General features: G+C 71.1%; 16 protein-coding genes and 2 riboswitches. Of the genes, 4 read left to right on the top strand and 12 right to left on the bottom strand.

Annotated elements, in window-relative coordinates; genetic code table 11:
• Positions 1-4 precede the first annotated feature (4 nt).
• A complete protein-coding gene (locus tag GA707_RS18360) occupies positions 5-1264 on the top strand; it encodes a DUF58 domain-containing protein (protein ID WP_152179910.1) in 1260 nt (419 codons plus the stop codon).
• On the top strand, positions 1261-3687 hold the full coding sequence (locus GA707_RS18355; protein ID WP_152179909.1) for a DUF3488 and transglutaminase-like domain-containing protein: 2427 nt from the start codon (positions 1261-1263) through the stop codon (positions 3685-3687). The genes GA707_RS18360 and GA707_RS18355 overlap by 4 nt, the downstream gene beginning before the upstream one ends.
• Before the next feature lie 70 nt (positions 3688-3757).
• Here GA707_RS18355 and GA707_RS18350 read toward each other — a convergent pair whose 3' ends face one another.
• Both GA707_RS18350 and GA707_RS18345 read right to left on the bottom strand, forming a co-directional pair.
• Entirely contained in the window at positions 3758-5449 is a 1692-nt protein-coding gene (locus tag GA707_RS18350; RefSeq protein WP_152179908.1) for a glycoside hydrolase family 13 protein, read from the bottom strand.
• 91 nt (positions 5450-5540) lie between these two features.
• On the bottom strand, positions 5541-6902 hold the full coding sequence (locus GA707_RS18345) for an ABC transporter substrate-binding protein (protein ID WP_152179907.1): 1362 nt from the start codon (positions 6900-6902) through the stop codon (positions 5541-5543).
• Positions 6903-7060: 158 nt separating this feature from the next.
• On the opposite strand from GA707_RS18345, the gene GA707_RS18340 reads away from it, so the two are divergent.
• Positions 7061-8056, top strand: a complete 996-nt coding sequence (locus GA707_RS18340) for a LacI family DNA-binding transcriptional regulator (protein ID WP_255425103.1) — start codon at positions 7061-7063, stop codon at positions 8054-8056.
• Positions 8057-8135: 79 nt separating this feature from the next.
• Here the strand turns inward: GA707_RS18340 and GA707_RS18335 are convergent, their stop codons facing one another.
• From GA707_RS18335 to GA707_RS18310, 6 genes are all read right to left on the bottom strand, one after another.
• Positions 8136-9686: an RNA polymerase sigma factor gene (locus GA707_RS18335; protein ID WP_152179905.1), complete on the bottom strand. Its 1551-nt coding sequence runs from the start codon at positions 9684-9686 to the stop codon at positions 8136-8138.
• Between the two features lie 282 nt (positions 9687-9968).
• Positions 9969-10361: a universal stress protein gene (locus GA707_RS18330; RefSeq protein WP_152179904.1), complete on the bottom strand. Its 393-nt coding sequence runs from the start codon at positions 10359-10361 to the stop codon at positions 9969-9971.
• A gap of 82 nt (positions 10362-10443) precedes the next feature.
• Positions 10444-11622, bottom strand: coding sequence for a homoserine O-acetyltransferase (locus GA707_RS18325; protein ID WP_152179903.1), 1179 nt, complete (start codon positions 11620-11622; stop codon positions 10444-10446).
• 18 nt (positions 11623-11640) lie between these two features.
• Positions 11641-11756, bottom strand: a riboswitch (SAM riboswitch).
• A 21-nt stretch (positions 11757-11777) separates the two neighbouring features.
• Positions 11778-12899 carry a DUF4192 domain-containing protein gene (locus GA707_RS18320; protein WP_193315411.1) on the bottom strand — a complete coding sequence of 374 codons (1122 nt, stop codon included), beginning with the start codon at positions 12897-12899 and terminating at the stop codon, positions 11778-11780.
• A gap of 95 nt (positions 12900-12994) precedes the next feature.
• Positions 12995-13381 (bottom strand): YkvA family protein, encoded by a 387-nt coding sequence (locus GA707_RS18315; protein WP_152179901.1) that lies wholly within the window; start codon positions 13379-13381, stop codon positions 12995-12997.
• Positions 13382-13560: 179 nt separating this feature from the next.
• Positions 13561-14271, bottom strand: a complete 711-nt coding sequence (locus GA707_RS18310; protein ID WP_152179900.1) for an EcsC family protein — start codon at positions 14269-14271, stop codon at positions 13561-13563.
• A 111-nt stretch (positions 14272-14382) separates the two neighbouring features.
• Between GA707_RS18310 and GA707_RS18305 the strand changes: the two genes are divergently transcribed.
• Entirely contained in the window at positions 14383-16104 is a 1722-nt protein-coding gene (locus tag GA707_RS18305; protein ID WP_226963941.1) for a DNA polymerase, read from the top strand.
• Between the two features lie 37 nt (positions 16105-16141).
• On the opposite strand, the gene GA707_RS18300 is transcribed toward GA707_RS18305, so the two are convergent.
• From GA707_RS18300 to GA707_RS18285, 4 genes are all read right to left on the bottom strand, one after another.
• Entirely contained in the window at positions 16142-17074 is a 933-nt protein-coding gene (locus GA707_RS18300) for a proteasome assembly chaperone family protein (protein WP_193315410.1), read from the bottom strand.
• Between the two features lie 148 nt (positions 17075-17222).
• Positions 17223-21143 (bottom strand): ATP-dependent RNA helicase HrpA, encoded by a 3921-nt coding sequence (gene hrpA, locus GA707_RS18295; protein ID WP_152179898.1) that lies wholly within the window; start codon positions 21141-21143, stop codon positions 17223-17225.
• Between the two features lie 88 nt (positions 21144-21231).
• Positions 21232-22626 carry an aminotransferase class V-fold PLP-dependent enzyme gene (locus GA707_RS18290; protein WP_152179897.1) on the bottom strand — a complete coding sequence of 465 codons (1395 nt, stop codon included), beginning with the start codon at positions 22624-22626 and terminating at the stop codon, positions 21232-21234.
• A 65-nt stretch (positions 22627-22691) separates the two neighbouring features.
• A riboswitch (SAM riboswitch) is annotated at positions 22692-22807 on the bottom strand.
• An 88-nt stretch (positions 22808-22895) separates the two neighbouring features.
• Positions 22896-24137 (bottom strand): hypothetical protein, encoded by a 1242-nt coding sequence (locus tag GA707_RS18285; RefSeq protein ID WP_152179896.1) that lies wholly within the window; start codon positions 24135-24137, stop codon positions 22896-22898.
• Position 24138 lies beyond the last annotated feature (1 nt).

Genomic DNA, 24138 nt, shown 5'->3' with positions numbered 1-24138 from the left:
TCCGGTGACCGGCATCGTGTCCTCGCTCACCCGGCGCGGCCGGCTGTTCGCCCTGTTCGGTATCGCTCTGCTGATCACCGGGCCCGGGTTGGGCATGATCGACCTGACCCGCATCGGCGCCCTGCTGCTCCTTCTGCCCCTGCTCACCCTGCTCATCGTCCGCCGGCACCCTCTGGGCTTCGAGGTGACGCGACGTCTGCTGCCGGCCCAGGTACAGATCGACCAGCCGGCCAGCGTCGAGCTCACCGTGGCGAATCCGTCGAGAGTGCGCTCCCCCGTGCTGGTCGCGGAGGAGGACGTCGATCTCGTCCTCGGAGACGTGCCGCGCTGGGTCATCCCGCCACTCCGCCGGGGGGCCGCCCACACCGTGGCCTACGAGGTCAGCAGTCCCGTGCGTGGCCTGCACCGGCTCGGACCACTCTCGCTCGCGGTCTCCGATCCGTTCGGTCTGACCGACCGACTCGTCACCTTGCGCAGCAGCTCGGAGATCCTCGTCCTTCCAAGAGTCGTCTGGCTCGGCTCGGGCGGGGCGGGAGCGAGAGGCGTCGGATCGGACGGGACGATCCCCCACATGGTGGCCCTGCACGGCGAGGACGACATCGCGGTGCGTGACTACCGGGACGGCGATGACCTCCGGCGGGTCCACTGGCCGGCCACGGCCCGCACCGGGTCACTGATGGTCCGCCAGGAGGACCGGCCCGCGATGCGACGTGCCGTCGTCATCCTGGACTCCCGAGCCTCGGTGCACGGCCTCTCTGTCTCTCCCTCCTTGGAGTGGGCGGTGACCATGGCGGCCTCGATCGTCGCCCACTGCGAGCGGCTCGGCTACGCCGTCCATCTCGTGACCGCCTCTCCCCGGGCGGGCATCGGCCGCGAGACCAGTCGGCTGTCGACGTCCCTGGAGGCCCTCGCCCTGGTCACGCCCGGACCCGAGGAGGACCTCACGGGAGTCCTGCACACCGCCGGGCCGTTCGTCGGCGCGGGCGGCCTCGTCATCGCCATCGTCGGCACGTGCACGGACGAGACGGCCAGCGCGATAGCGTCACTGCGCGCCCCCGGTGGCACCGGATCCGCGATCGTCGTGGACCGCACCACGATGTCGGCCTCGACGGAAGACCTCCCGCCCGGGGGCGGTCCGTTCGCCACGGCCGAGGTCCTGCGAAGCGCGGGGTGGGACACCACCCTGGTCGGCCCCGCGAAGACGTGGGCACAGGCGTGGGCCGACCTGACGGCCCGCGCCTCCCGCGCGGAGGTGCGCTCGTGACGCGCGCACGGGTGGGTGACAGCCTGCTCGCCCTGCTCTGCGTCGCCGCCGTCGTCGCGCCCATCAGGCCGCTCTTCACTCCGGACTCCTGGATTCCGGGAGCCGTCATCATGGCGGTGAGCGTGACGGTCACCGGGATGCTCGTGCGGACTCTGACCCGCCGCGACGTGCCCGTCGTCGTCGCCCAGGTCGTCGTCGGTGTGCTCCTGGCCGGCTGGCTCTTCGGCCGAGGACACCTCTGGTACGGCCTGCCGACGTGGCGAACGATGATCGCCTTCAACAACATCCTCGTCGACGCCCGGGAGACCATCACGACCTTCGCGCCCCCGGCTCCGTCGGGTCGCGGGATCCTCCTCGCCATGGCATTGATCGTGTGGGTCACCATGTTGCTCGTGGACTTCCTCGCGGTGACGCGAGGATCGCCGGCACTGGCCGGGATTCCGCTGTTCGTGGCCTTCCTCATCGCGGCGAGCAACTCCGGCTCCGGGATGCCCGTGCTGTACTTCGCCGTCGCCGCGCTGGTCTGGCTGCTCATGCTCAGTCGATCGGGCACGCTCGCGCTCTCCCGGTGGGATGCGACGAGTCGCGCCGCTCTGCGCCGCGAGCGGACCGGGCCCAGCGGCTGGCGACTGGCGTCGATGGCCCGGGGGGTCGCCTTCGCGTCCGTCGTCGTCGCAGCGGCGGTCGCCGCCGCTCTCCCCCACCTGCCCACCCGGTTCCTCCTCGAAGGGCTGGGGCGCTCGACCAACGCCACCGGTTCGACCGAGAGCATGACTCTGAACTCGACCGTGAACCTGGAGCGCAGCCTCGACAGCCAGTCCGAGACCCCCGTGCTCACCTACGCCACGACGGCGACGACGCCCGAGCCACTTCGGGTCGCGATTCTCGACGTGTACGAGGACGGAGAGTGGCGGCAGCGGGAGGGGGCCCTGGCCGGGGTTCCCCGCTTCGACGCCCTGGTTCCGGGTCCGGTCGACGAGGCCTCCGAGCGGGAGACGATCGAGGTGTCGACGAACAACCTCGCCGCGCCGCAGCTGGCCATTCCGTATCCCCCGTCCGACCTGACGATCGAGACGAGGTGGCGCACACGCGGCGATGGCACGGTCCTCGTGGACCAGCGCGTCGACACCTACAGCGCCGAGTACCTCTCACGCGTCCCCACCGAGGAGGACCTGCAGGCGTCACGGGAGGTTCCCGCCGGAGTCGGCCTGCAACATCTGCGGGTCGACGCCGCATCCGCGAACGTCGTCGCGTCGGTCCTCTCGAACATCGTCTCGGACGACATGTCCCCCATCGACAAGGCTCGGGCGATCCAGGACCACCTGCGCGGTCCGGACTACACCTACTCCCTCGACCTGGCCGGCCCGACCGTCGACGGCTCCGGGAACCTCGTCCAGCTCGACCCGTTGAGCCATTTCCTGCTGACCCGCCAGGGCTACTGCACACAGTTCGCCAGCGCCATGGTGATGATGGCCCGCACCGAGGGCATCCCGGCGCGATTCGCCATCGGGTTCCTGCCCGGGGGCGCGTCGGCCGAGGGTGAGCGGACCGTGGTCGCGGCGGACGCCCACGCCTGGCCCGAGCTCTACTTCGACGGGCTCGGCTGGCTCCGGTTCGAGCCCACGCCCGCGTCCCGGGTCAGTGGCACTCCGGGCTACACGAGCGCGAGCTGGGGCGACTCGACCGCGGAGAGTCCGACGCCGACATCCACGCCGACAGCCACGGCGGCGCCGACGCGCGACCTACCGCAGGACGTCCCCATCGACGACCCGCAGTTCCAGAGCGGAGGTTCCCTGGAGAACAGCGGCATCCGGGCCGTCATCGACCGGTATGCGTGGCTCGGCCTCGTCCTCCTCGTCGGAGCACTCGGGGCCGCTACCCTCCCCGTCTCGGCGTGGTGGGAGCGCCGACGCCGCCGCCGGGCGGCGCGAGGGGATGCCGCCCGGGTGGAGGTCATCTGGCAGGACCTCCTCGAGCGGCTCGACGACGTCGGCGTGACGGCTCCCCCGGATGCCTCGCCGCGCCAGGTGGGCGCGCACATCTGGGACGAGACGTTCCTGACCAAGGAGTCGCGTACGGCGTTGGGGCGCGTGGTCGCCGCGGTCGAGCGGGCGCGCTACGCACGACCCACCGAGGTGGCCGATCCCGAGTGGATCGCCGCCCTGGAGAAGGACGCCCACCTCGTGTCGTCGAACATCGTCGACTCGCTCCAACGCTCGGAGCGGATCCGTGCCACGTGGTGGCCCACGGCCGGGGTGCGCGCCTGGGGCCGGTTCGCCCAGCAGGCAACCGACCGGCTCTCCCGCACAAGGGTCAGGGCGTCCGAGCCGGAGTTCGACGCACCGGTCGACTCGACCGCGTCGGACGCCTTCAGCCGGCCGAACGACTCGACGTCCGCTGCCGAGTCCGCGCAATCCAGGTAGTCCGAGAGGGTGGACGCCTGACGCTGTGGTGCCGTGTGCGGCAGCCCGCCAGATCCGGGACTGCAGGCTGTCAGACCGTGGAGGCAGGTCCGGCGGGGGAAGGTGGCGCGCCGCCGTCCTCGTCGGTCCGCTGCCAACCGAGCCATGCTGCGCAACCGGGTGGCAGGAGCATCGGGTCATCCTGGTGATGGCTGAGGAGTACCGGCTCGGCTTCGAGGACGACGGGCTCGGCACCGACGTTGACGACACAGGTCAGGGCTCCTGGCCTGTCGAAGACCAATGTTCCGGGGGACGATTCCCGCCAGCGCAGCGCAGTGTCGTTCGCGCCGAGCAGCCGCCGCCGCACTCTCAGCGCGTCGCGGTAGAGGGCGAGGGTGCTGGTCGGCTCACTCCGTTGGGCCGCTGCGGTCAGCGATGCCCAGTCAGCCGGCTGAGGTAGCCACGGCTCCGCGGCCGTGAAGCCGAAGGGGGGGCGGTCGCCAGACCAGGGCAGCGGTACCCGGCAGCCGTCCCGCCCAAGGACGGCGCCTGCGGTCCGGTGGAAGGTGGGGTCCCGACGCAGCTCCGCAGGAAGGTCCAGCACCTCGGGCAGACCGAGTTCCTCGCCCTGGTAGAGGCAGGTCGCCCCGGGCAGCGCCAGAACCAGGAGGAGGGCGGCGCGAGCGCGTGACAACCCGATGTCGAGGGCAACCGTGCAGTCACCGCCCCTGGCCACGGTGGGCGCGTAGCGGGTGACGTGGCGGATCTCGTCGTGGTTTGAGAGCACCCACGTCAAGGTCGCAGGGTTGTCGGCATCTTTCTCCACCACGGCAAGGCTGCGAGAGATCGCCGCCCGCATCTCCGTGGCGTCCCATGGGGAATGGAGGAGGTCGAAAGCAAACGCGGAGTGCAGCTCGTCGGGACGAAGATAGGCTGCGAAGCGGTCCGGGGTGTTGACGACGACCTCGCCCACGAGGCACCGGTTCCCCTCGTATGCGTCGGCGATGGCACGCCAGCGGCGCAGGAGGTCGTGAACGCGCTCGACATCCCAGAAGGGGGTTCCGGGCCAGTCCCGAGGAATGAAACCTCGGGACAGATCGAGATCGACCGACGGCAGGTCGGGGTCCTTGGCGAGCGCGGACGCAGCGTCGACGCGGATGCCGTCCACGCCCAGGTCGAACCAGTGCCGGATGACGTCGTCGAACTCGGTGACGACGTCGGGGCACTCCCAGTTGAGGTCTGGCTGGTGCTCCGAGAACAAGTGGAGGTACCACTCCCCCGGGGTGCCGTCGGGCTCGATGATGCGGGTCCAGGCAGGACCACCGAATGCACTGATCCAGTTGTTGGGCGGGTCCTCGCCGCCCTCTCCACGTCCGGGCCGGAAGTGATAGCGCTGCCGCTCCCGGCTCCCGGGAGGCGAGCCGACGGCGGCGCGGAACCAGGCATGGTCGGTCGAGGTGTGGTTGGCCACGAGGTCGATCAGGACGCGTAGTCCCAGGTCGTGGCACCGATCGATCAACGCCAGAGCATCCGACGTGGCACCGAAGGTGGGGTCGATGTCGCGATAGTCGGCGACATCGTACCCACCGTCGTGCATCGGGGACCGGAACCACGGGCTGAGCCACAGGGCGTCGGCCCCGAGGTCGACCACGTGTGGCAGCCGATCCATCAGGCCGCGGATGTCGCCGGTGCCGGTGCCGCTGCTGTCCGCGAAGCTACGCAGGTACACCTGGTAGACCACTGCGGACCGCCACCAGTGAGTCGCCGGCTTCTCACGGGTCATGGTGGGCTCCTTCACTCGGGTCTCGCTGTGCCACGCGTCGGGCGGGGCCGGCCGTGCTGGTCCGACCCCACCCGAGCGTCCTGGGCATGTGTCAGGAGGTCGGCCAGGTCGACTCGATGGCGTCCAGGACGTCCTGATCGGGCTTGTCGCTGGCGATCCACTCGGTCATCTCGGTCCAGAACGAGGAGGTGCCGACCGCGGCAGGCATCAGATCCGAGCCGTCGAAACGAAGGGTGAGGTCCGGGTCCTGGAGCAGCTCGAGGCCGAGACGGGCGATCGGGTCGGCCACGTTTGCCGGGTCGAGGCCGCTGTGGGGAGCGGTCCAGTTGCCCTGGCCGGCACGTGCGTTCACGAACTCGGGGGATGTCAGGTACGTCTGGAAGGCCTGCACCTCGGGGCGGTCGCTGAAGGCGCCGACGAACTCACCGCCGGTCAGGATGGGGTTGCCGGTCTCCTCGCTCATCGGAGGAAGCGGGAAAGCCCACACGTCGCCGTCCTCGGCTACGGTCGTGCCTTCGGGCCAGCTCGAGGAGTAGAAGGACGATTGCTTGTACATGTAGCAGGACCCGTCCAGGATGGGCAGGCCGGCGTCCTGGAAGGTCGTCGAGGCGATGCTCAGGACGTCACCGAAGCCACCGTTGACGTAGTCGGGGTTCTTCAGGATGCCGCCGGTCTCAGCGATCACCTCGGCGACCTCGGGACCGTTGAACGGGATCTCGTGGTTGACCCATTGGTCGTAGACCTCGGGCCCCTGCAGGCGGAGCATGACGTCCTCCATCCAGTCCGTTGCGGGCCAGCCGGTGGCGTCGCCGGACGAGATGCCCACACACCACGGCTTGGCGGCGCCGTCGGGGTTGTCGGCCACGATGCGGTCGGACAGGGCGATCATCTCGTCCCAGGTGGTGGGGACCTCGTACCCGGCCTCCACGAACTTCGTCGGCGAGTACCACACCAGCGACTTCACGCTGGCACCGTTCGGCGCCGCGTAGTACGTGCCGTCGACAGTGCCGTACGGCTTCCAGTCCTCGGAGTAGTACTCGTCGACGTTATCGACCACCGTGGCCGGCGCTGGAACGAGCGCGCCTGTGTCCCGGACGACGGTGCGGAGCAGGCCCGGCTGGGGAAACAGGGCGATGTCGGGTGCGTTCCCGGACTGTACCCGCACGACGAGCTGCGCCTCGAACTCCTTGCTCGCCTCGTACTCGACCGTGGCGCCAGTGCACTGCTCGAAGGGCTCGAACGCAGCGATGTAGGGCGCGTCGTCGGGAGCCACGACCGAGGTGTAGAAGGTGACCGTCGAGCCCGACAGGTCCCCGTACTGCTCGAAGGCAGCGCAGTCGACGTTCGCGGCTGCTGCGGCTGCATCGGAGTCGGACGACTCCCCGCATGCCGACAGCAACAGCGCCCCGACCGCGATGGGCGCCACCACACGTACTCGCTTGAAGGTCCACATGCTACTTCTCCTTGGTTTTCGGAAGCGTTTCCGAACTTAGAATCGCACGGGTCACGAGGTACGTCAAGCCACTGTTAGAATGTTTCGGAAACGTATCCGATCACGATGGGTCAGCCACCATGTCGCACTCACCCAGCGGGCAAACGACGTTGGTCGACGTGGCGCGTCGCGCCGGCGTCTCCCTCGCCACCGCGTCCCGGGCCATCAACGACAGCTATGGCGTCTCGACGAAGACCCGCGGGCGGGTCCTGGCAGCCGCCGAGGAACTCGCCTACGTCGTCTCCCCCGAGGCGTCCCGGCTCGCGGGTGGACGCACCGGGCGTGTCGGACTGGTCGTCCCCCACATCGACCGCTGGTTCTTCGGCACGCTGGTCGCCGGCGCGGAAGGGGTGCTCGGTGACGCCGGCCTCGACGTACTACTCTTCCGCGTCGGCGATGCCGACGACCGCCGCGACTTCTTCCATCGGCTCCCCGCGCGTCGCAAGATCGACGGTCTCATCGTCGTCGGCTTCCCCGTCCTCGAGGCCGAGCGCGAACGCCTTGACTTGCTCGGCGTGTCCATCGTGTCCGCCGGGGGCCAGCAGGAGGCCTACCCCTACGCGTGCGTCGACGACTACGAGGTCGGCACCATCGCGGTTACCCACCTGCTCAACCTTGGTCACCGGCGGATCGCCATGATCGAAGCCATCGACCCGGACCAGCCCGGCTGGCCCACCCTCGCGCCGCGCAGCGCGGCGTACCACGACGCGCTCGACCGCGCCGGGATACGCTCGGGGCCGGGCCTGGTCTGCACCGTTCCCTGGGGTGGCGAAGCCGGCGCCGACGCGATGGCGCAGCTGCTCAGCCGCGCGGAACCACCCACCGCCGTCTACGCTCACTCGGACGAGATCGCCGTCGGCGCCATCCGAACCGCCCGACGGGCTGGGCTCGACGTGCCCGGCGACATCTCGGTGGTCGGCATCGACGATCACCCCATCGCGGCGCTCACCGATCTGACGACCGTCGCCCAGCCGGTCCGTGCGATCGGTGAGCGCGCCGCAGCCACGCTGCTCGAGATGATCGACGGACAGCATCTCCCGTCGTCGACGACGTTCCCCGCGAAGCTCGTGGTGCGCCGGAGCACCGCCCCGCCTGCTGTGGGCGCGCGGGACTGACCTCCTGGGGTGCGCTGCGGGACCGTCGGGGTGGCGCCTCACCCGTCACGTCGGGCGCCCGCTGACGACGAGCGGTCTGTCAGTCGAGGTAGTCGCGCAGCACCTGGGAGCGGCTCGGGTGCCGCAGTTTGCTCATGGTCTTGGACTCGATCTGCCGGATTCGTTCACGAGTAACGCCATAGACCTTGCCGATCTCGTCCAAGGTCTTCGGCTGACCGTCGGAGAGGCCGAAACGCATCGACACCACGCCGGCCTCGCGCTCGGACAACGTGTCCAGGACCGAGTGCAGCTGTTCCTGCAACAGGGTGAACGACACGGCGTCGGCGGGGACGACCGCCTCGGAGTCCTCGATCAGGTCGCCGAACTCGCTGTCGCCGTCCTCACCGAGAGGGGTGTGCAGGGAGATCGGCTCACGGCCGTACTTCTGCACCTCGACGACCTTCTCGGGTGTCATGTCGAGCTCGGCGGCCAGCTCCTCCGGCGTCGGCTCCCGACCGAGGTCCTGGAGCATCTGACGCTGCACGCGAGCCAGCTTGTTGATGACCTCGACCATGTGAACCGGGATGCGGATCGTGCGGGCCTGGTCCGCCATCGCTCGGGTGATCGCCTGCCGGATCCACCACGTCGCGTAGGTCGAGAACTTGTAGCCCTTGGTGTAGTCGAACTTCTCGACCGCCCGGATCAGACCCAGGTTGCCCTCCTGGATGAGGTCGAGGAAGAGCATGCCGCGCCCGGTGTAGCGCTTGGCCAGGGAGACCACGAGCCGCAGGTTGGCCTCGAGGAGGTGGTTCTTTGCCTTCTTGCCGTCCTGGGCGATCCACCAGAGCTCACGCTTGAGCTTCATGTCGATCTTCTCGCCGGAGTTCAGCTTCTCCTCGGCGAAGAGGCCGGCCTCGATGCGCTTGGCGAGCTCGACCTCCTGTTCCGCGTTGAGGAGCGCGACCTTGCCGATCTGCTTCAGGTAGTCCTTGACCGGGTCCGCCGTCGCCCCGGCCGTGACGACCTGCTGCGCGGGGGCATCGTCCTCGTCATCGTCGCGGATGACGAACCCGCCACCCTCGTCGCTCTCCTCCGGCTCAGCGGCGTCGTCCCCCGACCGCGCCCCCCGGCGGGTCCGTGAGCGGGTCGGCGTGCCGGATCCGGTCACCGTCACGCCCTCGTCCGCGGCGTCGCCCGACTCGCCGGCCTCATCGCCCGAGGCGTCGTCGGTGACGAGCTCCGATTCGACATCCTCGCCGGGCTCGGCAGGAGTGTCGTCGTCGGTTGTGTCGTCGCCGGCGGGGTCGGCCGCAGCCGCCTGCCCTGTCCGGGACGCTGAGGTGGACTTCTTGCGGGTCGTGGTCTTCGACGCCGGCGCCGCGGCCTTGGGCGCGGCAGCCTTCGACGCCGCGGATGCGGCCTTCTTCGTCGTGGCGGCCTTCTTCGCCGGCGGGGCCTTCTTCGCCGGCGCCTTCTTCGTCGTGGCGGCCTTGGCCGCTGACTTCGTCGCGGCCGACTTCTTGGCCGCTGACTTCTTCGCGGGGGATGTGGTGTCGCTCGGTGCCGCGCTTGCGGCGGCCTTCTTCGCGGTGCTCTTCTTCGCGGGTGTCGTCGTCCGGGACGGAGCCAAGGTCCTTGGGCCTTTCGTCATGGGAGGTCGAGGGGGTGCACATCGAACGTGCGGCCCGCGGCGCGGGCGAAGCACGAGCATGCCGACGGGTCATGCCCTACGAGCTCCAGTTGTGGCGTCTACCGGGACTCGGACATCGCGCTGCGGCGAACAAGTGTGTGGTCGGGGTTCAACGTCAGGCGTGCCCGAGAGTGGTCGCAATGCGTGGTGTCGGCGTGTCCTCGTCCCACCATTATAAAACCCATCCGGTGCACGCCGGTCCCCGCGCCCTCTTCGGTCCGTCCGACCGGTGGAAATCCCCTCTCAGGCTTCGGCCTTGACAGCGATGACCGGACAGGGTGCGTCGAGCAGGATGCGCTGCGCGTTCGAGCCGAGAATGAGCTTGCCGATGGGCGTCCTCCGCCTCAGGCCGATGACGATGAGGTCGTCCGGACCGTTGCGAACGGCCTCGATCAGGTCCTCTGCCGGTTCGTTGCCGTCGGTTCCCGAGGTGACGGACACGGTGAGATCGGCACCCTCCAGCTCGCCGCGTGCGGATTCGAGCTCGGGCCCCAGGTCGTGGTAGTCGACGTCTCCTCCTCGTCGTGGTGTCTGCACCACGACGAGGTCGGTGCCGCGCAGGAGGCACTCCTGAACTGCGTAGTCGAGCGCGGCCCGGCCTTCCTTGGTCGGGACGTAGCCGACGATCACGCTCATAGCGGACGCACTCCTTCGTGACGTGTCCCCGCTCGAGACGGGCGACGCTGGTCTGTCTCGACCTCGACGCTACCCGATGTCCTCATGCGCTCGTGCGTGTGCGTCCGGTGTCGGCATCGATCGCCGGAACCCCGCGCAGTGCCTCACGGATGACCCGGCCGACCTGCTCCCGCTCGATGAGAAAGCCGTCGTGTCCGTGCGGGGATTTGATCTGGACGTGTCGGGCCCGTGGGTGTGCGGCGACGAGCTCCTCGGATTGGCTCGGCGGGTAGAGGCGGTCGGAGTCGACGCTCACCACGAGGAGCCGCCCCTGGAAGTCGTTCAGGGCAGCGGCTGCTCCCCCGCGTCCGGCGCCGACATCGTGCGTGGACATCGCCTCGTTGAGCACGAGGAAGCTCCCGGCGTCGAAGCGGCTCACCAGCTTCGCTCCGTGGTGATGCAGATAGGACTCCACCTGGAACAGCGGCCGCCCCTCACCTCTGTCGAGATGGGCCCGGCCACTCACCTCGTCCGGCGCGAGGGTGCGGTTGCCGAACCGGTCCGCCAGCTCCGGCTCGGAGCGGTAGGTGACCTGAGCGATCTCGCGCGCGATGGCCATACCCGTCGTAGGGGCGGACCCTGAGTCGTAGTAGTCCCCACCGGAATAGTGCGGGTCGGCGCGGATCGCCTGGTTCTGGACACTGGCCCACGCGATCTGCTCGGCCGACGCGCGCGCCGTCGAGGCGAGGACGATCGCCGTGTCGACGCGCTCGGGATAGGTCGCCGCCCACTCGACGGCGCGCATACCGCCCATCGAACCGCCCAGCACCGCACGGAGGCGGTCGATGCCGAGCAGGTCGGCGACCCGGGCCTCGACGCGGACCTGGTCACGGATCGTGATGCGCGGGAACCGACTTCCCCAGGCTCGGCCGTCGGGTGCCGGAGAGGACGGCCCGGTCGTACCCCTGCACCCACCGAGGACGTTCGTGGCGACGACGAACAGCTCATCGCTGTCCAACGGCGCGCCCGGTCCGATGAGGCCGTCCCACCAGCCCGGTGTGGGGTGTTGCGGACCGGTGCCACCCACGACGTGGCTGTCGCCGGTCAGGGCGTGCTCGACGAGCACCGCATTGCCACCGGCTCCGTCGAGCGTCCCCCACGTCTCGTAGGCGACGACGACATCGGGAAGCACCTCCCCGTTGACGAGCTCGACGTCACCGACGTGGACCGACTGCAGCCCGGACCACCGGGTTGCCGGATCACGGTGCCGCTGCCTGTCCATCGGTCTGCCCTCGAGCTCACGTCGCGCTTGCCCGGCGCTGGAACCACGCGCGGGCCTGGTCATCACCCGGGGCACCCCACCGCGAGGAGGGTTGCCGGCCAGCGAGCCGGGGCTTTGCGCTGGCACTCATGACCGTGCCCGCCAGTATAGGAGCACTACGCGATACAACGGCTCTCTCGTCCGTCCCCCGGACCGGCGGAACCAGGACGCTCCAGCTCCTGTGGGCCGACGCCACGGGCGAGGCACTGCGCGATGGTGTCGAGCATCCCGAGCGGCTGGACCGGCAGAGCCGAAGCGCGCTCGACGAGGATGCGGGCCCGAGCACCGTCGCCGGCAGCCCAGTGCGCGGCGGCGGCGACCACCAATGCCGGCATCGTGACCTCGGGGAGCTCGTCCGGCAGGTTGCGGACGAACCGAAGGACGCGCTGCAGCACGCGGTCCCGCGTCGCCGGGTCGTGGGCCCGACCATCCGCGTCGAGCTCACCCGCATCCTGCCCGGCCTTTCGCAGCACCTCGTAGGCCCGGTGCATCGTGGGAGCCGTGGTGCCCATGACGGCGGGCGCGACAACCGCGTACCAGAGGTCGCGGACGAAGGGGTCGGAGCAGGCCAGGGCGGACCGCGCGAGCTGGGCCGCGGTGGGCTCGGACCCGCCCGACCACTGGAGAACGGCCAAGAGGTCGGCGACCAGGGTCTCCTCGAGGAGGTCCTCGTCATCGGCGGGGTGCAGCAGCTCCGACCTGATGGACTGAGCGAGCAGCGGCCGGTCCGGGTGGCACTCCCTGACCAGATCGTCCCGACCCGAGCGGTATCCCTCGCTCAGCGTCTGGAAGGCCATCGTGCTCGGTGCAGCATCGTGGTCCGAGACGAGGACCCCGTCGCTCGGACAGCACCGCTCGTCGTGACAGACCTCGTTGTACCAGCGACCTCCGGCGACCGTCAGCTCCTCCTGCACCCGCAGCCCTGCAGACTGCACCCCGGCGCTGAGCGCACGGACGGCGACGGCGGCCGAGGCGCGCACGTCCGCGTAGCCGATCAGGAGGACGTCGGTCGCCCCGGAGCGTCGTGTGGCCGCCACGATGCTGCCGGCCGGCCCCGGGTCGGACAGCACATCGCCGAGGTCGGCGCGGCACGTGAGGGTCATCCGACCTCCACGGAGCGCGATGACGACGACGGAGGCCTCCGGCGCGAAGCCGAGGAGGAAGGGGACGGCGGAGACGATCTCGCCGGGAGATCTGAGGCGGACGGTCGGCGCTGCGGGGGATGTCGAGGTGGGCATGCACCGAGCCAAGCCCATCGGACGCGTGCACGACATCGGGCGTGTCTCCCGGTGGGGACGACACGCCCGATCTCACCAGGCGCTGTGGATAGGCCTCAGCGGGTGCTCGACACCACGGTTGCCGGGCCGACGTCCTCGGGGGCGGTGGGCTCGCTCCGCTCCCACGCGAGGAAGTCCTCGGTCCCGCCCACGAGGGCCGCGGCGAGCCAGCCGAGGACCATTGCATCGTCGGCGAGGCCGAGCATCAGCAGCGCCCCCTCGGGGACGAGGTCGACCGGTGAGACCACGTAGGCGACAGCTGCGAGCATCAAGGCCAGCGGACCCTTGCCCAGTCCCTCGTACCGGCCACTGAGGGTCGCGGACACCATCCGAGGAACCGCGCGGAGACGGGCGGCCAGTCCGGGGCCGCCGGGACGCATGGCGATTCGGGCGGCACGGTAGAAGGTGGTCAACAGCACGACGCGAGAGCGGGCACGGGCCATGTCGAGGCTCCTGATGGGGTGTGGCCATGGCACCGGACGGTGCCGCATCCAGAAGAACGTCGAACCCGCCTACCGGATTCCCGCGGTGACGCACTCGACGTCACGTGACGCGCGTCACCCACCGTGACAATCCGACTCGACATTCCGATCAGCTCAGGGTCAGCTCGGGGCCGATCAGATCAGGAGCGAGGGGGGAACTCCTCGACCGCCTGCTTGCCGACGGACTTCATCAGCATGCCGTCCAGGCCGGCGCCGACCACCCCGCCGATGACCGGCACCGCGCGCCCGAACCTGGACAGCGAGGTCTTGCCCACCTGGGTGAGGATCTTGAAGCCCACCGCCTTGTTGACCATCATCAGCGCCGGGCCCGGCAGCCCCTGCGCCGCGAGGTTCGCCATAGCGGACGGCGGGGCGACGGATCCGGCCTTGCGCAGCAGGTCGTCGGACTCCGCACCGACGAGCGTCAGGAGGACGGCGGAGCGGATCTGATGGTCGGCGATGTCGTACCCGCGCAGGTGCGCCACCGCGGCCGTCATCCGAGTGGCGACCATGTAGAAACCGGCGACGTTGGCAGGAAGGGAGACCGGCAGGGTGATGAACCCGCCGAGGCTCGTGACGAAGCCCTGGGCCGCTGCGAGCTTGACGTGGTTCGAGACGACACGAAGCACCGCCTTCTCCGGGGTACCCGACTTGGCGAGCGCGTCCGCCGCCACCTCCTCCGCACTGCCGAGCGGGCCGCGACCGTCGATACCGCTCTCGAGGAGCCGGGTGACCAGCGAGACCGCGGCACCCCCGACCAGCCCGGGGTCCTCGGGGTTCTGAGCCTGTTCGAGAGCGGATGGTCTGCGCTCTCGGGCCTCGTCCTTCTTGATCAGGTCGAACATGCCCATCTCGGCCCTCCTCCTCGCCGGCATCGGGGTTCGTCGGCCGGTCCATCGTTCGGTGTCGGGTGCCATCGTGACACGAGTGCGGTGTCCCCGCGTGGGCCTATCGTCGGTGTCGTGTCCCTCAACGGCCTGGTCACGAGCCCATCCGGCACCCATGCCGCGATCCGGCGCCACGACTGGTCCTGGGTGGGCGCCGTGTCCGACGCGCCGCGAGCGATCGCCGAGGTGGAGCGTCTGGATCCCTCACCGCGCTGGGCGGTCTGGTCGGCGTCCGACCTCAGGCCGCTCCTCGACCTGGGGACAGCACCTCGGCGGGTCTGGGACTGCGCCGAGGTGCACCGCCTTCGCCGCGGCGGCGTGGACGCCTCGGTGCAGACCCTGTGGTGCGATCGATCGGGCCTGCCGGTGTCCGACGCTCCCGTCGCTCCACGATCCGACCTCTTCGACTTCGAGGAGAACGCGGACCGGGCCGAGCCCGAGTCGCTGACCACGCCGGCCGGCTACCTGCGCGGCGACGCGCTCGACGGTTCGTGGCAGACCCAGGGTCTGCCGAACGACACCACGCGGCTGCTGACGTGGGCTCACGCGCTCCTCGAGGTGGCCGAGCACCAACAGGCGGCCCTGGCCCGCGAGCAGGGGCAGGGCTCAGGGTCCGCGTCGCGGGCACTGGCGACGGCAGCCTCGGAGTCGGCCGCGGCCCTGTTGTGCCTCGAGCTGGAGCGGGCCGGTCTGCCCGTCGACCGCGAGCGGCTCGTCGAGCTCATCACGAACAGCGCCGGACCCCGGCCGACGAGCCTCGAGGAGGAGCTGGCGTCCCGAGCCGAGCGCGATGCGGTGGTGCTGCGTCACCTTCCCGGCCGCGAGTCGACCGATCTGCGTAACCCGGCACAGGTGCGGGCGCTGCTGCTCGCGGCGGGCATCGAGGTCCGCGACACCCGCAAATGGACCTTGGAGTCGTTCCGGGAGGCGCACCCGGTCGTCCCCGCGCTGCTGGCCTGGCGCACCCGTGAGCGGATCGCGACGACGTACGGCTGGCGCTGGCTCGACGCCCACGTCGGTCCCGACGACCGGCTCCGGGGCCGCTGGGCCGCCTCCGACGGAGCGGCGGGTCGGATGACCGCGGAGAACGGCCTGCACAACCTCCCGGCAGCGTTGCGCCCGGCTGTGCGCGCCGCCGCCGGGCACCGCTTCGTCCGCGCCGACCTGGGTCAGATCGAGCCACGCGTGCTCGCGGCGGTCTCGGGCGACCGCGCGCTGGCCCAGGCCACCGCCTTCCCGGACCTGTATGCGCCGGTCGCCTCCCGTCTGGGCGTGGACCGGTCGGTGGCCAAGGTCGCCGTGCTGGCGGCCATGTACGGCCAGCGAAGCGGCACCGCCGGTGAGGCACTCGCGGGGCTGCGGCGCGCATACCCGGTCGCGATGGCGCTGCTCGAGGACGCAGCCGAGCGCGGTGCACGGGGTGAACCGGTGCGCACCTTCGGAGGGCGGCTGGTCCGAACGGCCCGGCCGGGTGAGGAGGGTGCGATCGTGGCACCTCCTGTCGCGGCCGGCCGTGGCCGGTTCGCGCGCAACGCGGTGATCCAGGGCAGTGCCGCCGAGCTCTTCAAGGCGTGGGCCGCGACGATCCGGGCGACCACCGGTGACCTCGGGGCGGAGATCGTCCTGTGCCTGCACGACGAGGTGCTCGTGCACGTGCCGGTCGAGGCCGCTTCCGAGTGTGCGGCTCGGGTGGACGCCGCGCTGGCCGACGCTGCCCGCCGATGGCTCGGCTCCGAGGACGTGCGGTTCGTCGCCGACGTCAGTGTGATCGAGCGGTGGTCCGAAGCCAAGGCCTGACCCTGGGTCGAGCGCCCTCACAGGGCGCCCGGCCGGGTCAGGGGCTGCCCGGTCCGTCCTGGTCGTGGTCGCCCACACCGCGAAGGAACTGTTCGAACTCGGCTCCGAGCTCGTCAGCCGACGGCAGATCGCTGCTCTCGGTCGCCAGCAGGCTCGGCCGCTGTCGGCCCTCGACGAATGCGTCGTACTGCTTCTCCAGGGCGGTGATGACGTGTCCGACCTCGTCGTTGCCCGCCACCTCCTGAGCGATCTGGGCCCGGTTCAGGCCGGCCGCCTCGACGAGCTCGTCGTTCGGCAGGTTCAGGCCGGTCGAGTCGACGATCGCGTTGAGCGCGGTGAGCGCGCCCTCGGCGAACTCGGACTGCGCCAGGTAGTGGGGCACGTGAACTGCGTATCCGATCGCGTCGCGACCCTGCTCACCGAGACGGTACTCGAGCAGCGAGGTGAACGAGGCGGGCACCTGGACGGTCCCGAAGGGCGACTCGGCGCCGGCGATGAGCCGGGGGTCGGTCGCGTGCGCCGTGATGCCGACAGGCCGGGTGTGCGGCACCGCCATGGGGATGCCGTGCGCGTGCACGACGAGGGTGATCTTGAGCGCGTCGACGAGGAACCGCACGGCGTCGACCATGCGCTCCCACTGGTAGTCCGGTTCGGGACCGACGAGGAGGTAGTACGGCGACCCGTCGCGGTCCTCCATCGCGTAGAGGAGGAGGGACGGGTCGTCGTATGCGGTCCACCGGTTGGTCTCGAAGACCATCGCCGGGCGTCGGCCGCGGTAGTCCAGCACCTGGTCGATGTCGAAGGAGCACAGCACGCGGGCGGTGCTGGAGCCGGTCAGGTGCTCGCCGAGCAGCCGGGCCGTCGCCCCGGCGTCGATGAAGGCACCCATGGCGATGACGAGCGGCCCGGGACGCAGGTCCTGGGCGGTCGCGTCGGCCTCGAAGCGGAGGAGTGCGCGGGGGTCGAGCACGGGGCCAGCCTCTCGTGTCGTCGGTGTCGGGTCGTCCGTCGGAACGTCGCCGCCGGACATGTCGGGAACTACCTGTCCAACGAGTATGCGCGCTGTCCGCATTCCCGACCCAGCACCTCGGCCGACCGGCAGGGTGGGCGACAGGCCCTCAGTCCACCGCTCGGATGGCGTTCAACACCCGCTTGACGGAGACCGGATGCGCCGTGCCCAGGCGCTGGGCGAAGGTGCCGACCCGCAGCTCCTCGATCATCCACGCGATGTCCCGGACATCCGCCGCACGGGCGCGTCCCGGACTCAGGGAGTCGAGAAGATCGGCATAGGCGGTCTCGACCTCGTCGATGCCGCTCTGAAGGCCGGCGTCACGACTCGGTGACTCGTCGGCACGCTCCATCCGGACCTGGATGCCGGTGAGGTACCGCCGCAGATGCGGCAGCCGGGCCACGCCCGTAGTGGCGACGAAGCCGGGTCGGATCAGGCTGTCGAGCTGGGCCCGGGCGTCGGCCACGGTGGCCGCCATCGCCGGCGGGCGGGGCCGGGCGAGATCGGCGCGGACGCCGGCGGCGAGAGTGAGCACCGGCTCGACGTCCTCGATGACGAGGAGCACGCGCGTCGCCGCATGGGTGCGCACCGCGCCCAGGACGTCGGCGAACTGCTCTGGGGTGCGGACCACCGCGTCCGCGGGCAGGCGCTCGGCGACGATGTCGTCGACGGCGGCGGCGAGGCAGTCCTCGAGCAGCGCCGGGACGCTGCCGTGGGGGTTGTGTCCGAGGGCGAGCTTCTGGGTGTTTCCCAGCCGGGCAAGGACCCGCTTCCACGGCGGACTGGTGCCGAGCAGGAGGAGCCGCCGGACCCCGAGTCGCGTCGCGGCCTCGGCCTCGGCCCGGTCCGGGAGTGTCGTCAACCGGACGCTGTCGTGCTCATCGACCAGCGCCGGGTGGCTGACGACCTCGAGCCCTCCGACGACCGTCCGGATCTCCTCGGGTAGACGTCCGTCCGGGAGATGACCCAGGTCCCACGTCCGCAGGCCCGCCCGTTCGATGCCCACGGCCGCGCTGATCGACTCGGCGGAGGCTCGGACCTCCGGCGCCAGCCGCTCCCGCAGTGCGTCGAGATCCTTGTCGCGGCCGATGACGCGGCCCGAGTCGTCGGTGACGGCGAACGTGACCCGCACGTGGTCCGGCAGCCGGGCGAGGTCGAAGTCGGCCGTCTTCACGGGCACCCCGGTCTGCTCCTGCACGAGCCGGGCGACCTCGTCGACGAGGCGCCCGCGCCCCTCGTGGAGGTCGCGCAGCACCTTCGCCGCGTGGTCGGGCGCCGGCACGAGCCGGCGGCGCAGCTCCTTGGGGAGGGTCCTGATCAGTGCGGTGACGAGCTCGCCACGCAACCCGGGGACCTGCCACTCGAAGTCCTCGGGCCGGACCTGGTTGAGCACCCCGACGGGAACGGTCACCGTGACGCCGTCGTCGGTCGCCCCGGGGTTGAACTGGTAGCCGACCGACAGGTCGATCTCCCCCTGGCTCCAGCGCAGGGGGTAGTCCCGCTCGCTGACGTCGTCGGCCTCCTCGCGGGTCAGCAGGTCGGGCGTCATGGTCAACAGGTCCGGCGTGGTGCGACCGGCCTTCTTCCACCACGAGTCGAAGTGCCGTCCGGAGACGACGTCGGGCGGGATGCGACGGTCGTAGAAGTCGTAGACCACCTCGTCGCCGACGACGATGTCACGGCGGCGGGATCGCTCCTCCAGTTCCTCGAGCTCGGTGCGCAAGCGGGCATTGTCGGCGAGGAAACGGTGCCGGGTGTCCCAGTCGCCCTCGACGAGAGCGTGCCGGATGAACAGCTCGCGCGCCTCCTCCGGGTCGATCCGGCCGTACTGCACACGCCGGTCCACCGCGAGCGGGACGCCGTACATGGTGACCCGTTCGCGCGCGAGCACCGACCCCTGGGCGCGGGACCAGTGCGGCTCGGCGTAGGACCGCTTCACCAGGTGGGCGCCGAGCTCCTCGGCCCACCGCGGGTCGATCCGGGCGTTGGTGCGTGCCCACAGGCGCGTGGTCTCGACGAGCTCGGCCGCCATGACGTAGTCGGGCTGGCGTCGGAAGAGCACGGACCCCGGTTGGATCGCGAAGCGCGCTCCGCGAGCACCGAGGTAGTCGCGGGTGCGCTCGTCGCGCAGTCCGACGTGCGAGAGCAGCCCTGCGAGCAGGGCCTGGTGGATCCGGTCCCAGTCCGGGTCCGCGTCGGGCGCCGCCGTCGAGCGGCGGGGGTCGAGCTTGACGTCCTTGCAAGCCGAGACGAGCTGGGTGTGCAGGTCCTGCCACTCGCGCACCCGAAGGTAGTGCAGGAACTCGGCCTTGCACATCCGGCGGAACGCGCTGCCGGACAGCGCCTTCTGCTGCGCCTTGAGATAGCGCCACAGGGCGAGGACCGAGGCGAAGTCACTTCCCTCACCTGCACCCGTCGCCTTGAAGCGGGCGTGGGCCTGGTCGGCCTGAGTCTGCTGGTCGGTCGGCCGCTCCCGGACGTCCTGGATGGAAAGCGCCGCGACGATGACGAGGACCTCCGCCGTGCAGCCACGTCGGTCGGCCTCGATGAGCATCCGCCCGAGGCGGGGGTCCAGCGGGAGTCTCGCGAGCATACGTCCGTATGCGGTGAGCCGTCTGCGCTCCCCTCGCCCTCCGCGTCGGTCCCGACCCCTCCGCCGGTCCGCGCGTCCGCTCACCTGGGCGTCCTCGATCGCATGCAGCTCCTCGAGGAGCCGGAGACCGTCGGCGACCTGTCGCGAGTCCGGCGCGTCGATGAAGGGGAACCGCGCGACGTCGCCGAGGCCGAGCGAGGTCATCTGGAGGATGACGGCGGCGAGCGAGGTGCGCAGGATCTCGGGCTCGGTGAAGGCGGGCCGGGACTCGAAGTCCTCCTCGCCGTACAGACGGATCGCGATGCCGTCGGCGAGGCGGCCGCACCGTCCGGAGCGCTGGGTGGCGCTGGCCTGGGAGATCGCCTCGATCGGCAACCGCTGGACCTTGGTCCGCTGGCTGTAGCGGGAGATCCGCGCGGTGCCCGTGTCGACGACATAGCGGATGCCGGGAACCGTGATCGAGGTCTCGGCGACGTTGGTGGCCAGGATGATCCGCCGATTGGAGCCGCGCTCGAACACCCGGTGCTGCTCGGCGGCGGAGAGCCGGGAGTACAGCTGGAGGATGTCGGTTCGCGGCAGCTCCATCCCGCGCAGCGCCTCGGCGGCATCTCGGATCTCCCGCTCGCCCGAGAGGAACACGAGGATGTCCTGGCCGCCGGGTCCCGGCGCCCGCTCGGTCCACAGCTCCTCGACGGCCTCGCAGATCGCCGTGACCTGGTCGCGGTCGGCGGTGGTGCGGCCTTCCTCGTCCCGCTCGACCAGCGGTCGGTAGCGGATCTCGACCGGATAGGTCCGGCCGGAGACCCCGATGACCGGGACCGGTCGGCTCGGGTCTGTCGTGAAGTGTCGAGCGAAGCGCTCCGGGTCGATCGTGGCGGACGTGACGACGACCTTCAGGTCCGGACGGCGAGGCAGGAGCGACCTGAGATAGCCGAGGATGAAGTCGATCGTCAGGCTGCGCTCGTGCGCCTCGTCGATGATGATCGTGTCGTAGCGACGCAGGTCGCGGTCGCGCTGCAGCTCACCGAGCAGGATTCCGTCGGTCATCACCTTCAGGCGGGTGTCGCGGGTGGAGCGGTCGGTGAACCGGACCTGGTAGCCGACCTCCGCGCCGAGGTCGACCCCGAGCTCCTCGGCGACGCGCTCGGCGACGGAGCGGGCCGCGATCCGTCGGGGCTGGGTGTGCCCGATCGTCCCGTCGGCCCCACGACCCAGCTCGAGGCAGATCTTCGGGATCTGCGTGGTCTTGCCCGACCCGGTCTCGCCGGCGATCACGACCACCTGGTTGTCCCGGATCGCCGCGAGGATCTCGTCGTGGGCCGCGACGACCGGCAGCTCCTCGGGGTAGCCGAGCAGGTCCGGACGGCCCTGCCAGGGGGTCGGGTCGGAGGCGCCCGACCTGGGCCGCCCGCCGGATCGCGCTGCGGCCAGGGGCATCGGCCCAGGATACGTCGGGCACCTCGGGTTCTCGGTGCGCGCACGTCACTCGAGTGGCCCTGCCGCAGGGCCCCCGGGCGCGTCCCGCTCACCACGGGAGGTCGATGGGCGCCTCCGGAACGCCGGGGGTGCGCCAGACGCCCTGCACGTCGCGGCGCCACGTGCGCCGAGGCCCGCGTTCCGCGAGATCGCGCACGGCGGCGACGAGGCGCTCGACGTGCTCCGGGCGGTTGCCGAGCCCGAGGCTGACCCGGACAGCCGACCCGGCGCCCGCACTCCGCTGCTGGGCGCCCGACCCGATGGCCGTTCCTGCCCGCCCGAGCAGCTCGTCGACGAGCAGGTGGGCGCAGAACCGGCCGTCCCGGACCCCGATGCCGTGCTCGACGGAGAGGATCGTCGCGACGAGGTCGGCGTCCAGCCCCTCGACGGTGAAGGTGACGACGGGGACCCGGTCGTGCTCGGCGCCGAAGAGGCTGTGGGTACGCACCCCGGGGATCGCCGCCAGCGCGTCCTGCAGGCCCTCGAAGAGCGCGCGCTCGTGATCCTCGATCGCGGCCCGGTGCCGGGTGAACGTGGCACAGGCCGCCGCGAGCGCGACCGCGCCGAGGACGTTGGGGCTTCCGCCCTCGTGGCGCGCCGGCCCGCGGTGCCACGCGACGTGAGTGCGCGTGGCCGCGACCGAGGCTCCGCCGCCGCGGAGGTAGGGGTCGGCCGCGTCGAGCCAGTCGCGGCGGCCGACGAGGACTCCCGCTCCGTACGGTGCGTAGAGCTTGTGCCCGGAGAAGGCGACCCAGTCGGCCCCGAGCCGGCGCAGGTCGACCGGCCGGTGAGGCGCGAGCTGGGCCGCGTCGATGACCACTCGTGCGCCGTGGAGTCGGGCGATGGGGGTCAGCCGGTGCAGCGGCCACACCTCGCCGGTGACGTTCGAGGCGGCCGTGAGGGCCACCAGACGATGGGCCGCCGGGTGTGCCGCCAGGGCGGCCTCGAGGATCTCGCCGGCTTCCTCGACCGTGTGCGGGATCGGCAGGCGGACGGTCGTCTCAGGTGCCCAGGGCAGGAGGGTCGCGTGGTGCTCGGACTCGAAGACGAAGACGATTGTCCCGGCCGGCAGGGCGGAGGCCAGGAGGTTCATCGAGTCCGTGGTGTGGCGGGTGAACACGACGATGTCGTGGCTCCGGGCGCCGACGAACCGGCCTACCTCGTCGCGGGCGGCCTCGTAGTAGCGGCTCGACACCTGGGAGGCGTGGCCCTTCCCCCGGTGCACCGACGCGTAGCTTCGGGTCGCGGAGTCGACGGCCTGCTTGACGGTCGTCAGGGCCGGTGCGGATGCACCGTGGTCGAGGTTGGCGTGCTCGACGACCCGTCCGTCGGCGAGCCGACAGGTGAGCCCCGCCGCGAGCGTGGTCGGCACGGGGCTCGGCCCGGCGACGTGGAGGCCCGGACCGGCGGCGAGCGGTCGAGGGTCGGTAGCGATGGTCGACATGGAGATCTCCTGGTCCTGATGGACCCGGAGGCGTCGACCGACCTTGGATCGGAGGGTTCACCACGGGTCCGCGCTTGCCGCCGGACGGGCGTCCGTCGGCCAGGTCGTCACCCGGAGCACCCCACCGCGGAAGGAGGGTTGCCGGCCAGCGAGCCGGGGCTTGGCGCTGGCACTCATGACCTGGCTCAACCGTAGAGGATCCGCGTCGCCTGATGTCGAGCCGTCCCGAAGGTCTCCCGCGATGTGAGACATCGCTCCCGCGGGTCGAGCTAGCGGTCGCCCTCGCGCCACGCCTGCCAGCGGTCCCTCGTCCGCTCGGCCGCGGCGGGGACCGTCTCACGGGCAGACCGGACGTGCTGCTCGGTCGCCCGAGCCGCCGCCGCAACCCGCACCGCGTCGGCACCCACCTGCAGCACGACAGCGTTGGAGCCCCCCGAGGCGGCCATCCGCCATCGGTCGTTGACGCCCGCCACCTTGACCGCGATCCGGTCCTCCACGGCTCGGACGAGGCGGACGTGGGCCCGCTGACGCGGACCGATCGTCGCGGGTCGGGTGCCTCCCGTCCGCGGCGAGTAGAGCTCCCGGTCGGCCACCGGCGTGCGCAGGGCGGCCCGCTGGCGGGCGGACTGTGTGCGTACTTCGTCCCGTCCCTGTCGGAGCCGGTCGCCCGTCGCCAGGTGCTGTCCGCGCCATCGTCCGTCGAGGCCCTTGACCGCTCCGATCCCCGCCGCGCTCGACATCGTCGCGGCGCCCCGACCGGCGAGGTTCCACCCAGCGGTCTCGACCAAAGCCGACCACGAGCCCTCGTCGTAGCCGAGCAGCAGAAGGGTGTCCGCCGCCATGACGACCCCCGCCCCGACCCCCGCAGCAGCCGCCGAGAACGCCTTGACCGGGGTGGGAAGCATGCCGGCGACTCCGAAGGCCGACGTCAGGTCCTGCGCCAGGTCCCGCACGCGGCGCAGAGCCTCGTAGTCGCCGGTGTCGACGATCCCGTCCTGGGCGGCCGCTCGCAGCCGGGTGGCGCACTCGGCAGCCGCCGCGTCGAACCACCGCCACTGCGCCCCGAACTCCTCCTCCGCCGCCGTGCCGCGCGCGATCGCGGCCCGTTGCCGCGCATACAGGTCCGGCACTCGGTGCTCCCCGCCGGGCTCGGCCGCGGCCCGGGTGATCTCGTCCTCGATGGCGTGGACGTCGTCGAGCGCCGCGCGATGCGCCACCGCCTGCCGCTCGGTCTCCGACGCGGCCCGGTCGTGGTGACCGGCGAACTCGTCGAGCGCGTCGGCGGCTGCCAGGTAGCGGTGCCGGACCTGGTCGAGCGCCGGGGGCAGCACCCCGAGCGCGACCGCGAACCGGTCTCCCGCGGGACTCTCCCACGCGGCGGCGCCGCGCAGGTCGGCGAGCCGCTCGCCCACGAGCCCGACCCGCAGAGCCACGGCGCGCAGCCCGTCGGCCATCGACCGGATCCCCGCCGTGCTGCCGCTCACGGGCACCAGCGATCCGCCGAGGGTCATC

The sequence above is a fragment of the Nostocoides sp. F2B08 genome (assembly GCF_009184895.1).
Classification (GTDB): domain Bacteria; phylum Actinomycetota; class Actinomycetes; order Actinomycetales; family Dermatophilaceae; genus F2B08.
The sequence above is the reverse complement of the archived record's forward strand: the minus strand, read 5'-3'. Positions and strand labels throughout refer to the sequence as shown.